General features: G+C 40.7%; 13 protein-coding genes and 1 pseudogene. 7 read left to right on the forward strand and 7 right to left on the reverse strand.

Annotated features, from left to right (window positions below; translation table 11 throughout):
- Positions 1–128: pseudogene (locus tag SE27_RS14445) on the reverse strand (CinA family protein); the annotation flags it as partial.
- 584 nt (positions 129–712) lie between these two features.
- Positions 713–1,183 carry an internalin gene (locus SE27_RS07110; protein WP_039622111.1) on the reverse strand — a complete coding sequence of 157 codons (471 nt, stop codon included), beginning with the start codon at positions 1,181–1,183 and terminating at the stop codon, positions 713–715.
- A 226-nt stretch (positions 1,184–1,409) separates the two neighbouring features.
- On the opposite strand from SE27_RS07110, the gene SE27_RS07115 reads away from it, so the two are divergent.
- The 7 genes from SE27_RS07115 (at position 1,410) to SE27_RS07145 (ending at position 9,417) form a co-directional block, all read left to right on the forward strand.
- A complete protein-coding gene (locus tag SE27_RS07115) occupies positions 1,410–3,053 on the forward strand; it encodes a CTP synthase (RefSeq protein WP_039622114.1) in 1,644 nt (547 codons plus the stop codon).
- Between the two features lie 29 nt (positions 3,054–3,082).
- Positions 3,083–3,940: a 3-deoxy-8-phosphooctulonate synthase gene (gene kdsA / locus SE27_RS07120; RefSeq protein WP_039622115.1), complete on the forward strand. Its 858-nt coding sequence runs from the start codon at positions 3,083–3,085 to the stop codon at positions 3,938–3,940.
- A 44-nt stretch (positions 3,941–3,984) separates the two neighbouring features.
- Positions 3,985–5,274 carry a phosphopyruvate hydratase gene (gene eno / locus SE27_RS07125; protein ID WP_039622117.1) on the forward strand — a complete coding sequence of 430 codons (1,290 nt, stop codon included), beginning with the start codon at positions 3,985–3,987 and terminating at the stop codon, positions 5,272–5,274.
- A 17-nt stretch (positions 5,275–5,291) separates the two neighbouring features.
- Positions 5,292–5,687, forward strand: coding sequence for a septum formation initiator family protein (locus SE27_RS07130; protein ID WP_039622118.1), 396 nt, complete (start codon positions 5,292–5,294; stop codon positions 5,685–5,687).
- The gene (gene ispD / locus SE27_RS07135; protein WP_039622121.1) at positions 5,647–6,369 is read left to right on the forward strand and encodes a 2-C-methyl-D-erythritol 4-phosphate cytidylyltransferase; all 723 of its coding nucleotides are present in this window, start codon (positions 5,647–5,649) and stop codon (positions 6,367–6,369) included. The genes SE27_RS07130 and ispD overlap by 41 nt, the downstream gene beginning before the upstream one ends.
- 83 nt (positions 6,370–6,452) lie before the next feature.
- Positions 6,453–7,589: a rod shape-determining protein RodA gene (gene rodA / locus SE27_RS07140; protein ID WP_039622122.1), complete on the forward strand. Its 1,137-nt coding sequence runs from the start codon at positions 6,453–6,455 to the stop codon at positions 7,587–7,589.
- Positions 7,590–8,037: 448 nt separating this feature from the next.
- Positions 8,038–9,417 carry an NAD-dependent succinate-semialdehyde dehydrogenase gene (locus SE27_RS07145; protein ID WP_039622124.1) on the forward strand — a complete coding sequence of 460 codons (1,380 nt, stop codon included), beginning with the start codon at positions 8,038–8,040 and terminating at the stop codon, positions 9,415–9,417.
- A 159-nt stretch (positions 9,418–9,576) separates the two neighbouring features.
- On the opposite strand, the gene SE27_RS07150 is transcribed toward SE27_RS07145, so the two are convergent.
- From SE27_RS07150 to cydP, 5 genes are read right to left on the reverse strand one after another with little or no spacing between them, the layout of a single operon-like run.
- Positions 9,577–9,873, reverse strand: a complete 297-nt coding sequence (locus SE27_RS07150; RefSeq protein ID WP_039622125.1) for a cyd operon YbgE family protein — start codon at positions 9,871–9,873, stop codon at positions 9,577–9,579.
- 3 nt (positions 9,874–9,876) lie between these two features.
- Entirely contained in the window at positions 9,877–9,978 is a 102-nt protein-coding gene (gene cydX, locus SE27_RS13660; RefSeq protein ID WP_039622127.1) for a cytochrome bd-I oxidase subunit CydX, read from the reverse strand.
- Positions 9,979–10,001: 23 nt separating this feature from the next.
- A complete protein-coding gene (gene cydB / locus SE27_RS07160; protein ID WP_039622128.1) occupies positions 10,002–11,147 on the reverse strand; it encodes a cytochrome d ubiquinol oxidase subunit II in 1,146 nt (381 codons plus the stop codon).
- On the reverse strand, positions 11,144–12,730 hold the full coding sequence (locus SE27_RS07165; protein ID WP_039622129.1) for a cytochrome ubiquinol oxidase subunit I: 1,587 nt from the start codon (positions 12,728–12,730) through the stop codon (positions 11,144–11,146). The genes cydB and SE27_RS07165 overlap by 4 nt, the downstream gene beginning before the upstream one ends.
- Complete coding sequence (gene cydP / locus SE27_RS07170) at positions 12,730–12,921, reverse strand: cytochrome oxidase putative small subunit CydP (protein ID WP_039622130.1); 192 nt, start codon at positions 12,919–12,921, stop codon at positions 12,730–12,732. The genes SE27_RS07165 and cydP overlap by 1 nt, the downstream gene beginning before the upstream one ends.
- Positions 12,922–13,374: the final 453 nt, after the last annotated feature.

Below are 13,374 nucleotides of genomic sequence, written 5' to 3' on the forward strand. Positions count from 1 at the left end.
AGCAAAATATCAGCCCCACTATTTTTATACAGCGCAAACTGACTAGACAGATAGCCAGCACTGGCGCTTTCAATAAAGCCAATAGTTAAATGATGATATTGCAATAAATCACAGCATTTTTTAATCATTAGTGGAACATTCCATTATTTGAAGTCATCTTGAAAATATTATTGGTTTTTTAATTTTTGATAAAGCGATGAGTGTAATAGTCAGAATATAATAAATATGCTACTTAATGATTTAACTTTAAAGTATATAAAAATAATATCGTTTTAAGAATAAAAAACGAAATATATAAGATGTGTTTTTTATCTGTATATTTATGATTTAAAAAGAATTAAATTTATAAAATTTTAAAGTGATAATTATAATAATTTGTATTTAGAGGAATAAAAATGCTTAAATTCTTAAGAAGTTTTAATATAATCGATACCTATTTATGGCTTTCACTATTTCTGCTCATTTATCTTTTAGTGTATTTTTACCTTATTAATCCGGTGAAAGTAAGCTAAAGGATTAACAGTTATGGTGCCATGAAGCTAAATAGAAAAATATGTTCTAGAATCACGATAAAATTAATATTGCGTGGTTTTAAATTTAACTAATAGTACAGTTTTACTGGCAAGAGCACATATAAAGATAGATCCATTGAATAGACAATAAAAAACCCAGTATCAGCACTGGGTTTCTTGTATTTTAAATTAAATTGAACTTAGTTGTTAAGTGCTGGCGTTGCAGCAGCAATGGCCGCCGCAATCGCATCATCTTCAGATTGAGAGCTAGCACTGCTTGGTTTACTTGGCGTTGGTTTGCTTTCAATTTTCGCTGTTGGTGGTTTAGGAGCTTCTACTTTGGGTGCTGGTGCCGGCGTCGGTTTTGCTGGTTCAACCTTGGTTGGCTCTTGTGCTGTAGGTTCAACTGGTCGCACTTCTCGGCGAATTTCAGTGGTGGTGTTGGCCGTTTCCTGACGTTCAATTTCTACGCGTGCAGGAATTTCGGGTTCATCGCTTTCAATGGGTTCGAGTGGTTGCATGGGTGCAGGCTCAATTACAGTCACCGTTTCGGGTTGTAAGGTGGTTTCAGGCTGTTTTGGTTCATCTTGCTTGGGCTCTTCTTTTTTTACACAAGCAGTAAGTACAAGAGCAGCAGCAATTGCCCCACAGATTAAAAGTTTTTTATTCATAATTGCACAAAATAAAGCATCGATAGGATGCAACTATTATAACAGTAAATATGAATATAGAAATCCTGCTTCAGTACACTAATTTTTTATCGGAAATGCTGATAGAATAACCAATTGTTTATTGTTCTATGAATTGATGCGGATTGACTTTGCTTTATAGGTACAGAGTAAAGTAAAATTGCGCAACATTGTAGGCCGCTTTAGGCTCGATCGTACGAGAAACCCAATGACCCATTTTATTTTCGTGACTGGTGGTGTAGTTTCATCACTAGGTAAAGGTATTTCAGCTGCTTCAGTTGCTGCACTTTTAGAAGCCCGTGGTTTAAAAGTAACCATGGTCAAAATGGATCCATACATTAATGTCGATCCAGGGACAATGAGCCCATTCCAGCATGGTGAAGTTTTTGTTACCGAAGATGGTGCTGAAACTGACCTAGATTTGGGTTATTACGAACGTTTCTTGCGTCGTGCAAAAATGACCAAATTGAATAACTTTACTTCAGGTCGTGTTTACCAAGATGTCTTAAACAAAGAACGTCGTGGTGACTATCTGGGCGGTACAGTCCAAGTTATTCCCCATATTACCGATAATATTAAAGAACGTGTCCTTCGCGCAGGTGAAGGCTACGACGTGGCAATTGTTGAAATTGGTGGAACAGTTGGTGACATTGAATCTCTCCCATTCATGGAATCTGTTCGTCAGTTAATGGTTGAGCTTGGTCATAATCGGACCATGCTGATGCATTTAACCTTGTTGCCTTATATTAAATCGGCCGCTGAACTTAAAACCAAACCAACACAGCATTCGGTTAAAGAGTTGTTATCTATTGGTATTCAGCCGGACATCTTAATCTGTCGTACTGAATACGATGTCGATGCAGATACGACGCGTAAAATTGCTTTGTTCACTAACGTTCAAGCGCGCGCTGTTGTCGTGTGTAAAGATGCACGCTCTATTTATGAAATTCCACGCACGTTTTACGAGCAAAATGTGGATGATTTAATCTGTGAACGTTTTGGTTATAACGACTTACCTGAAGCGGATTTAACCGATTGGGATAATGTGGTCGAAGCATTATTTAATCCTGAATATACCGTGCGCGTTGCCATGGTCGGTAAATATGTTGAATTGCCAGATGCCTATAAATCGGTCAATGAAGCACTATTGCATGCCGGCATTCAAAACCGCGTTAAAGTTCAAATTGAATATATCAATGCTGAAGAGCTTGAAAGTCAAGATGTGGCCAGCGTATTAAAAGATATGGATGCCATTTTGGTGCCGGGCGGTTTTGGTGAGCGTGGTACAGAAGGTAAAATGCAAGCCATTCAATTTGCGCGTGAAAACGGTGTGCCATTCCTCGGTATTTGTTTAGGGATGCAACTTGCAGTGATTGAATACGCACGTAATGTGGCCGGTATTACTGATGCAACCTCGACTGAATTTAATCGTTCAACCAAATCGCCATTGATTGGTTTAATTACTGAATGGTTGGATGAGCGCGGTGAAGTGCAACAGCGTTCTGTTGAGTCTGATTTAGGCGGCACTATGCGTTTAGGTGCACAAAAATCAGAATTGGTTGCCGGTACAAAAATTTGTGACGTGTATGGTAGTGCTGATATTATCGAGCGCCATCGTCATCGCTACGAGATGAACAACCGTTATATTCCGGTGCTTGAAGAAGCGGGCATGAAAATTTCTGGTTATTCACCGGTGCAACACTTGGTTGAAACAGTTGAAATTCCTCAACATCCTTGGTTTATTGCGGTACAATTCCATCCAGAATTTACCAGTTCTCCACGCGATGGCCATCCATTATTTGCAAGCTTTATTGATGCCGCTAAAAACCAGTATCAAAAAACCAAGTCATAATGTGTTCGGATTAAACTAGGGACGTTTAAATGTCATCATTAAAACCACAAGAAATTGTACGTTTAGGCGATATACAAATGGCAAATCATTTGCCATTTGTATTGTTCGGCGGTATGAACGTACTTGAATCTAAAGACCTTGCTTTTGAAATAGCTGAAACGTATGTGGATATCTGTCAGCGTTTAGAGATCCCATACGTCTTTAAAGCCAGCTTTGATAAAGCCAATCGCTCTAGTCTGAACTCTTTTCGTGGCCCAGGGCTAGAAAAAGGTCTTGAGTGGTTAGCTGACATTAAAAAACAGTTCAATGTGCCGATTATCACGGATGTACATGAACCGTATCAAGCCGAAGCTGTTGCACAAGTGGCGGACATTATTCAGTTGCCGGCTTTTTTAAGCCGTCAAACTGATTTGGTTGAAGCCATCGCAAAAACTGATGCCATTATTAACATCAAAAAAGCTCAATTTCTTGCACCGCATGAGATGCGTCATATTCTGAATAAATGCTTAGAAGCCGGAAATGACAAGCTGATTTTATGTGAACGTGGTTCAGCCTTTGGGTATAACAATTTAGTGGTAGATATGCTGGGCTTTGATCTCATGAAAGAGATGAATGTGCCAGTATTTTTTGATGTAACACACGCGCTGCAAACACCGGGTGGTCGTAGTGATTCAGCTGGTGGTCGCCGTGCGCAAATTACCACATTGGCACGTGCTGGTATGGCAACCGGTTTGGCAGGCTTATTTTTAGAAGCGCATCCAGACCCAGAACATGCCAAATGTGACGGTCCATGTGCACTGCGTATGTCGCAACTGGAACCATTTTTGGCACAATTAAAACAATTGGATACTTTGGTTAAAGGATTCAAAGCGTTAGATACTCATTGATGCACTCATCGCATCTCGTTATTCAATCAACTGAGGAATTGTTCATGAGTCAAATCGTTGACATTCGTGCACGTGAAATTTTGGACTCTCGTGGTAATCCTACCATCGAAGCAGATGTAATCTTAGAATCTGGTGTGGTTGGTCGTGCATGTGCACCCTCTGGTGCTTCAACTGGTTCTCGTGAAGCTTTAGAACTTCGTGATGGCGATAAAGCACGTTATTTAGGCAAAGGTGTTCGCACTGCGGTAAATAACGTAAACACATTAATTCGTGATCTTTTGATCGGTACTTCGGTATTTGAACAAAAAGAAATTGACCAAAAGATGATTGATCTTGATGGTACTGAAAATAAAGAAAAACTAGGTGCAAATGCCACTTTAGCCGTTTCTTTAGCAGCAGCACGTGCAGCTGCCAATGAAAAGAAAATTCCATTGTTTCAATATATCGCAGACTTACGTGGTCAAACAATTTTAACCATGCCTGTACCCATGATGAACATTATCAATGGTGGTTCACATGCAGACAATAACGTTGATATTCAAGAATTTATGATTGAGCCAGTAGGCTTTACTTCATTCTCTGAAGCGTTACGTGCCGGTGCGGAAATCTTCCATTCTTTAAAATCAGTGTTAAATAAAAAAGGTTTAAATACTGCAGTTGGTGATGAAGGCGGTTTTGCGCCGAACTTACGTTCAAATGAAGAAGCAATTACCGTTATTCTTGAAGCAATTGGTCAAACGGGCTACAAAGCAGGTTCTGATATCATGCTTGCACTAGACTGTGCAGCAACTGAATTTTATAAAGATGGTCAATATATTCTGGCAGGTGAAGGCAACAAAGCATTCTCAAGTCATCAATTTTCTGACTATCTAGCTGGCCTAGCCAAGCAATATCCAATTATCTCAATTGAAGATGGTTTGGATGAGTCCGATTGGGAAGGTTGGTCATATTTAACCTCAATTTTGGGCGATAAAATCCAATTGGTTGGTGATGATTTATTCGTAACCAACCCTAAGATTTTACAACGTGGTATTAATGATAAAGTCGCCAACTCGATCTTAATCAAATACAACCAAATTGGTACCTTGACTGAAACTTTAGATGCCATCTACATGGCAAAAGCCAATGGTTACTCGACGGTAATTTCGCATCGTTCAGGTGAAACTGAAGATTCAACCATTGCTGATTTAGCTGTTGGTACTGCAGCCGGTCAAATTAAAACGGGTTCACTGTGTCGTTCTGATCGTGTTGCTAAATATAATCAGCTGCTTCGTATTGAAGAGTTGACGCATGCTGCATATCGCGGTAAAGCTGAATTCAAAGCTTTGAACTAAGCGGCTGAATGCGATTTATGTTAAATATATTTGACTCCTTGATGAGTAAAATATTATTGGGCCTTGCGATCATTTTGATCGCAGGGTTTCAGTATTTATTTTGGTTTGGGGAAGGTGGTTACAATGACCATCAAAAATTAGCACAAAAAATTCAACAACAAACAGAAATAAATGGCGAATTAAGAGAGCGTAATCGCGTTCTTGCAGCCGAAGTCTACGATTTAAAAAATGGTATTGAAGCCATTGAAGAACATGCCCGTTTAGATTTAGGTTTAATTAAGCCGCATGAAACCTTTGTGCAAATGAGTATGATTGGCACGCAGTATAAACCCATCTATATCGATCCCAATGCTCAAGTGGATTTAAGAACCAATGAAGACGCCAATCAAGTTTCTAGCGCAGACACACCCTAAAATTTGGGCGGTCATTCCGGCTGCCGGTTCTGGACGTCGTTTTTCTCAGACTGCGCTTAAACAGTATCAAATGATCGACGATCAAACTGTTTTAGAACACACCATTGGTCGTTTAAATCACTTGTCATTAAGCGGTTATGTTTTAGCCATTGGCGCGAGGGATGATTTTGCCCGAACGCTTAATTTTGCTCAGTCCGATCAAACGCATTTTTGTATAGGCGGGGTAGAGCGTGTTGATTCTGTTTTGAATGCTTTACATTATTTAAGCCCAATAGCCAGTGATGATGATTGGGTTTTGGTGCATGATGCGGCTCGTCCTTGTGTTACGCAAAAGTGCTTGTCACGACTGATTCATACTGCCATCACCGAAAACTGTAGTGCAATTTTAGCGATTCCCGTTCGAGATACGCTCAAATGTGTGAAACAGGCCGAGCAGATTCAAAGTACGGTCAGCCGCGACTTTTTATGGCAAGCGCAAACGCCGCAGATTGCAAAACTAGGACTATTAAAGCAAGCCATTGAGCAGGCTTTAAAAGATGGTGCACATATTACGGATGAAGCCAGTGCGTTAGAGCATATGGGCGCAGTCGTGAAAGTTGTACAAGGCCGTTCAGACAATATTAAAATCACCTATAGCGATGATTTAGAGTTGGCCAAACTCATTCTCAATGCACAAAAATAAAATTAAAATGTATCGTAGATATAGGATCTGGTACGCTTTGAATTTATAATTCGCCATCTCATTTACACGTCTAAACATTTCAAATGATACCATCTCAGCAGTATCGTTTTTTACGTCACGCTTTACGTGATGGTAGAAGCATTAAACATGACGCATCACGTTGGAAAAAACTACATTTAGATCCGTGGTTATTGTGTTTTTTACTTCTAAACGCCGCCTTAGGTTTAATGGTGGTGTATAGCGCCTCTGGACAAGACTCACAAATGGTATTACGCCAAGCAATCAGCTTTGGTGTCGGTTTTATTGCGCTTTTTATCTGTGCGCAAATTCCACCGAAAGTCTATCAAGCAATTAGTCCATTTTTCTATGTCTTGGGTGTGGTGTCGTTAATTTTGGTGCTGTTGGTGGGTGAAACACGCATGGGCGCAAGACGCTGGATCAGTTTACCCGGTATTGGCAGTATGCAGCCCAGCGAGTTAATGAAATTTGCAATGCCATTAATGATGGCATGGTTCTTTGCTCGTCGGCCGTTTCCACCTAAACTTTTGGATATTATCATCGCCTTGGTGTTGATGCTGATTCCTTTTGTATTGGTGGCCTTGCAACCCGATTTAAATATCGGACTGATTATTCCGGGTATTTTTGTACTGTTTTTAAGTGGCATGTCGTGGAAGTTAATTTTAGGCGCATTATCTGCACTGGCCGTTGCTGCACCGGCATTATGGATGTTCGTGTTTCAGGAATATCAGAAAAAACGTGTGATTACATTATTTGATCCAGAGTCTGACGCTTTGGGTGCAGGTTGGAATATTATTCAATCTAAAATTGCCATTGGTTCAGGCGGCTTAACCGGTAAAGGCTATCTCGGTGGCACACAATCGCATTTGGGGTATTTGCCTGAACACCATACCGATTTTATTATGTCAACCTATGCTGAAGAGTTTGGCTTTATTGGGGTGTTTTTGCTGATCAGCTTATTTGCCGCCATTATTATTCGTTGTTTAATGATTGGCATGGACTGTTTTCATAATTTTGGACGTTTATTTGCCGGCGCAATTGGTCTGACCTTCTTCTTCTTTGTCTTTTTAAGTACCGGTATGGTCAGTGGTATTTTACCCGTAACAGGCGATCCTTTACCTTTGATGAGTTACGGCGGAACGGCGGTCATTTCAATGCTGGCCAGTATGGGGATTGTGATGTCGATTCACACCCATCGCTGAGTGATAAATCTATAGATTATTTAATTACAGCGATAAAGCATGCCAAGATAAAATGAGTCAGCAGGTTAGGAATAGGGTAATGCGACAAGCTGACCAAAGTGAATGTTGAACGTGAAGCAGATTCTATAGATAGAATCTGCTTTTTTAATCGGCTTAAATTATCAATCTGATCCTATACACTAAAATCAATGAACTCCTACATCTACTCAGCAACAGAATAAAACACTCGGTCTTTAGGCCAATCAATCGGATGGTTGAAGCTCACTCTTAAAATAATAAAAAAATTTCAGTTCTATGAGGTTTTGTTGGCTTACGTGGTGGTTGTGATACTTTTTTGCTGCTGGCGCTATGCGATTGCACTAAAGCACTTTATGTTGGATGTGCATCGCATGATTTATAGATGCTGCGCTATATTCAAATTATAACGATACACTGACTGGAGATTTTTATGGCTTACCAATCGGTAAATCCTGCTACAGGCGAAGTTGTTAAAACATTTACTCCTCATGATCAACAAAAAATTGACCAAACGCTAGCGCGTGCACAGGCACTGTTTAAATCAGACTGGTCACAGCACGATCACTTGCCGCAGCGATTAGACGTGTTGCTAAAATTTGCAGATCTTTTATTAGAACAAAAAGAACAGTTGGCTACTCTGATGAGTAGTGAAATGGGTAAATTAATTGCCCAAGGCCGAGATGAAATTGAGCTTTGTGCGGGAATTGCACGTTATTACAGTGCTCAGGCAGCAGAATTTTTGAAACCGGTGCAATATCCGACTGACTTGGGTGAGGCATGGGTAGAAAATCATCCGCTGGGTCTAATCATGGCAGTAGAGCCGTGGAATTTCCCGTTTTACCAATTGATGCGCGTTTTTGCACCAAACTATGCCATTGGTAATCCGGTCATGCTGAAACATGCCAGTATTGTGCCGCAGTGCGCTGAAAAATTTGAAGCGTTAATTCGTGATGCTGGTGCGCCAGATGGTGCTTTCACCAATCTATTTATTAGCCCTGATCAAGTGGCAGAAATTATTGCTGATCAACGGGTTCAAGGTGTGGCGTTAACAGGTTCAGAAGGTGCCGGTAGTGTAGTTGCTCAGCAAGCGGGTAAACATCTGAAAAAATCGACGCTAGAGCTCGGAGGGAATGACGTTTTTGTGGTGCTAGATGATGCCGATATGGAAAAAGCCATTACCATTGGTTGTCAGGCACGTCTCAATAATGCAGGACAGGTATGTACCGCCGCTAAACGTTTTATTTTGCATGAAAAGATTGCAGCGCAGTTTAGACAGGGCATGTTAGAGGCCTTTAAAGCGATAAAAATTGGTGATCCGCTCGATGAAAGCACTCAATTGGGGCCATTATCATCAAAAGATGCCACAGATAAGCTGTATAAACAGGTACAAAAAGCCGTTAAACAGGGTGCGACATTGCTCACAGGCGGTAATCCCGTCCAAGGTCAAGGTTTCTTCTTTGAACCTACGATTTTAGAAAATATTAGTATCGACAATGACGCATGGTATGAAGAGTTCTTTGGCCCAGTGGCACAGATTTATATTGCCAAAGATGATGATGAGATTGTTGAGATTGCCAATAACTCAAATTATGGTTTAGGCGGTGCTATTCATTCAAAAGATATTGAGCGCGCTAAAAAATTAGCATCGCGTATTGAAACCGGTATGTTGTGGATTAATTGGTACACTGCATCTTCACCTGAATTACCCTTTGGTGGGGTAAAACGTTCAGGTTATGGGCATGAATTGGCTGATATTGGATTCTCGGAGTTTGTTCAAAAAAGGTTGGTGGTGGTCAAGTCTGCCGAATAAATTATCGATATATAAGCTGAAGCGATTGTTTGTTTTTATAATGCGTCTGCTTGTTAGATAAAATTTAGTGATGGTTTTGATGTTTAATCAGCTATTTCGATGGTTTAAAAACAGGCATGAAAGCCATTAAAAAAGCCCTCAGATGAGGGCTTTTTTAATTTAAATCACGAACCAAGTGTAGTAACCCCAAAGCATAAGTGGCCATGAAAGAAAAGGACTAAACATCCATTTCCATAACCAAAACTTTGGAATAAAGCCTACCCCGTAAACAAAGCCACCCGAAATGCCGATCATAATCAACATCATCACGCGGTGACTATATTCACCATTGGCATCTAAAATTAATGCTGGATGAATGAGTAAAACAGCTGCAAGCGGCAATGCCAACAAAAATGAAATGGCCATAACCAACTTGTTAGGCTTTTGGCTCTTTTCGGGCACTACAACGTCAGTCATTTTTTATTCCTCATCCAAATCTTGATTGTGTTCGATATAAAGCGCACTTAATATACCTGCAAAACACGCCATTAAAATTCCAAGAATCCAAGCGAAATACCACATATCTATTCTCCTTGTACACGCACTCAATAAAGAGTGTGTGAGTTTTCCTGAACGTGTTTATTGGTGATAACGCCCCACATTTTGTAGTAACACCATGTGGTGTAACCCAAGATAAGAGGAACAAAGATGCCTGCTGCTACGGTCATTACTGTAAGCGTATGTTTACTTGAAACAGCATCCCACATGGTTAAGCTGATCGCCGGATTAATGCTAGATGGCATCAAGAACGGGAACAACGCGAAACCTGCGGTAAGAATGGAGCCAATCACAGCAAGGCTTGAACCTAAAAAGCTAAAACCGGCTTTATTTTTACTGGCGCCCAACACCACAATTAAACCACCGAGCAGACCCATAATCGGTGCAAGCATCATAATCGGATAAGTCGTGTAGTTGTTCATCCAGCCGTGGTTACCTGTGGCCAGTACTTCTTTGGCTAAAGGATTCGCCACGCCATTGGTGTCAAATGGTTGAACCAAGGTATAGCCTTCAATACCACCGAAGTATAACCAAGCGCCTGCGCCCAAGAAGCAAACCAAGAACAGGATGCCCATAATTTGCGTCGCTTTGGCTGAACGCATGCGTAAGTCACCATCGGTACGCAGCATCAGCCATGCACCACCGTGTGCGCAAAGCATTGATAGGCTGACTAAGCCACAGATTAAAGCAAACGGGTTGAGTAAGGCAAAGAAGCTACCGCTATAGGTTGAACGCACTGTTTCATCTAAATTAAACGGTAAGCCAAGGAATAAGTTACCGAATGCCACGCCAAAAACCAGCGCAGGAACTGCACCACCAATCGCCAAACCCCAATCCCAAGAGGTACGCCATTGCACGTTTTCTAGTTTTGAGCGGTAGTCAAAGCCTACCGGACGTAAGAATAGCGCGAACAGTACCAACAGCAGTGCCCAGTACATGCCGGAAAAGGCAGTGGCATACACCATTGGCCATGCTGCAAATAATGCACCACCGGCAGTGACGAACCAAACTTGGTTGCCTTCCCAGTGCGGAGCAATAGTGTTAATCGCGGCGCGACGTTCGTTATCATCTTTACCGACAAATGGCATGAGAGCCATGGAGCCCATATCAAAACCATCAGTTAGAGCAAAACCAATCAGCAATACCCCAACCAACACCCACCAAATAATTTTGAGCAGTTCATATTCGATCATGATTGCGCCTCATCATTGACTTTGTTTTGTGCTTCAAGTTTTTCGAAGTGATATTTACCCGTATGCAATGAGCTTGGCCCAAGACGAGAGAACTTAATCATTAAATACATTTCGATAATCAAAAGCACGGTATAGAAGGCAACCAGTGCAATGATTGAACCCCAGATGTCGCCAGTACTTAAAGTTGAAGTAGAAAGATGGGTCGGTAAAATTTCACCAATGGTCCATGGTTGACGACCGACTTCGGCCACATACCAACCGGTTTGACCGGCAATCCAAGGTAGCGGAAGCGAAAACAGTGCAAATTTAAGTAACCAAGGTTTGCTTTCTGCGTTGCGTTTTGCCACTGCATAGGTTGCAAGAGCGAACAATAACAACATAAGGAAACCAGACGCGACCATGGCACGGAATGCCCAGAATAAACTTGGAACGTGTGGAATGGTATCTAGAGCGGCAGATTTAATATTGGCTTCAGTTGCATCCACCACATTCGGCGCATACTTTTTCAGTAGTAGGCCATACCCTAAATCTTTTTGAGATTGATCAAAAGCAGTTTTTAATTCTGGTGAGGTATCACCCGCACGCAGTTTTTCAAGTTGTGCATAGGCCACCATACCATTGCGGATACGTTCTTCATGCTGAATCAATAAGTCTTTAATACCGGTAACTTGTTGAGTGGTCGAGCGTGTTGCAATAATCCCCATGAGATATGGGATTCTAACTGCATAATCTGTGGTCATGGTTTCTTTATTCGGAATACCAAATAAAGTGAACGATGCTGGTGCAGGATGCGTATCCCATTCTGCTTCAATAGCTGCAAGTTTGGTTTTTTGAACATCACCAATTTCGTAACCCGATTCATCGCCCAGTAAAATAACCGATAAGGTCGAAGCTAAACCGAAGATAGCCGCGATAGCGAATGAACGACGTGCAAAGGGTAAATCACGCTTTTTCAGCAAGTAGTAACTTGAAATTGCCATGACAAAAATGGCACCAGTTACATAACCGGCTGAAACGGTGTGGACAAATTTAACTTGTGCCACGGGATTAAAAATCAATGCGCCAAAGTCAATCAATTCCATTCGCATGGTTTGATAGTTGAACTCTGAACCGACGGGATTTTGCATCCAACCATTGGCAATCAGAATCCACAGTGCGGATAAGTTAGAGCCTAAAGCCACCAACCACGTTACCGCCAAATGCTGAACCTTGGTTAGTCGGTCCCAACCAAAGAAGAATAGACCAATAAATGTCGACTCTAAGAAAAATGCCATCAGGCCTTCAATGGCCAAAGGTGCACCAAAAATATCACCCACATAATGTGAGTAATAGGCCCAGTTGGTACCAAACTGGAACTCCATGGTCAGACCAGTCGTCACTCCTAAGGCGAAGTTAATACCGAAGAGTTTTCCCCAGAACTTAGTCATGTCACGGTAAATTTCTTTACCTGAAATCACATAGGTGGTTTCCATGATGGCTAAAATAAAAGCCATACCTAAGGTCAGTGGGATAAAAATAAAGTGATACATCGCGGTCATTGCAAATTGGAACCGCGAAAGATCGACCACGCTTTCAGAAATCATCAACGTGTCTCCTTGATTGGGGAAGGACTGCCGGCAATACGCTCGGCAACTTGAGTGTCAAAATTTTTGGGAACAGTAGGGGCGTCAAACCAGATGCTTTTAATAGTCAACAAAATAACAATCTTAATTATTAATATGATTGTGATCTCTCGAACTAATTTCTGGTTGAAGTTTTTCGGTATTAAGCTCATGCGCATAAGCCTATCTGTAAAACATTATGTTGCTTATTATACAAAAATTAACCAAAGATAAACAGGTTAAATAATTAAAATAGATATATATTATTTTATATATAATTAACAGTAACTTATAAATAATTAATGTTAAAAAATAAACTAAATTTTGTTATTTTAAAGTTGATTAAAATGCTTTGTATTGTTGTTTTTAATCCCGACTAAAATGGTTATATATTATATTTAAAGTTGACTAAAATGGTTGAATATTATTAATGCATTAAAGAGTATTTATAAATGAGATTGATTGATATTTTAATTCAAACTTAAATACATTGAAAAGTAATAGCGGAAAATCAAATATCGGTATGCTGATGAGCAAGGCAAAGGTTATCGGGACTGTCATCAAAAGACCACCCGAAGGCAGTCTTGGATTACATCAAAAGGACAGTAAAATGTTAACCAGAGGAT

Origin of the sequence: Acinetobacter harbinensis (genome assembly GCF_000816495.1) — a bacterium.
In the GTDB taxonomy this organism is placed as follows: domain Bacteria; phylum Pseudomonadota; class Gammaproteobacteria; order Pseudomonadales; family Moraxellaceae; genus Acinetobacter; species Acinetobacter harbinensis.

Coding starts and splice junctions, on each gene's coding strand:
- SE27_RS07110 (WP_039622111.1), bottom strand. CDS start 1,183: ATGAATAAAAAACTTTTAATCTGTGGGGCAATTGCTGCTGCTCTTGTA.
- SE27_RS07115 (WP_039622114.1), top strand. CDS start 1,410: ATGACCCATTTTATTTTCGTGACTGGTGGTGTAGTTTCATCACTAGGT.
- kdsA (WP_039622115.1), top strand. CDS start 3,083: ATGTCATCATTAAAACCACAAGAAATTGTACGTTTAGGCGATATACAA.
- eno (WP_039622117.1), top strand. CDS start 3,985: ATGAGTCAAATCGTTGACATTCGTGCACGTGAAATTTTGGACTCTCGT.
- SE27_RS07130 (WP_039622118.1), top strand. CDS start 5,292: ATGTTAAATATATTTGACTCCTTGATGAGTAAAATATTATTGGGCCTT.
- ispD (WP_039622121.1), top strand. CDS start 5,647: ATGAAGACGCCAATCAAGTTTCTAGCGCAGACACACCCTAAAATTTGG.
- rodA (WP_039622122.1), top strand. CDS start 6,453: ATGATACCATCTCAGCAGTATCGTTTTTTACGTCACGCTTTACGTGAT.
- SE27_RS07145 (WP_039622124.1), top strand. CDS start 8,038: ATGGCTTACCAATCGGTAAATCCTGCTACAGGCGAAGTTGTTAAAACA.
- SE27_RS07150 (WP_039622125.1), bottom strand. CDS start 9,873: ATGACTGACGTTGTAGTGCCCGAAAAGAGCCAAAAGCCTAACAAGTTG.
- cydX (WP_039622127.1), bottom strand. CDS start 9,978: ATGTGGTATTTCGCTTGGATTCTTGGAATTTTAATGGCGTGTTTTGCA.
- cydB (WP_039622128.1), bottom strand. CDS start 11,147: ATGATCGAATATGAACTGCTCAAAATTATTTGGTGGGTGTTGGTTGGG.
- SE27_RS07165 (WP_039622129.1), bottom strand. CDS start 12,730: ATGATTTCTGAAAGCGTGGTCGATCTTTCGCGGTTCCAATTTGCAATG.
- cydP (WP_039622130.1), bottom strand. CDS start 12,921: ATGAGCTTAATACCGAAAAACTTCAACCAGAAATTAGTTCGAGAGATC.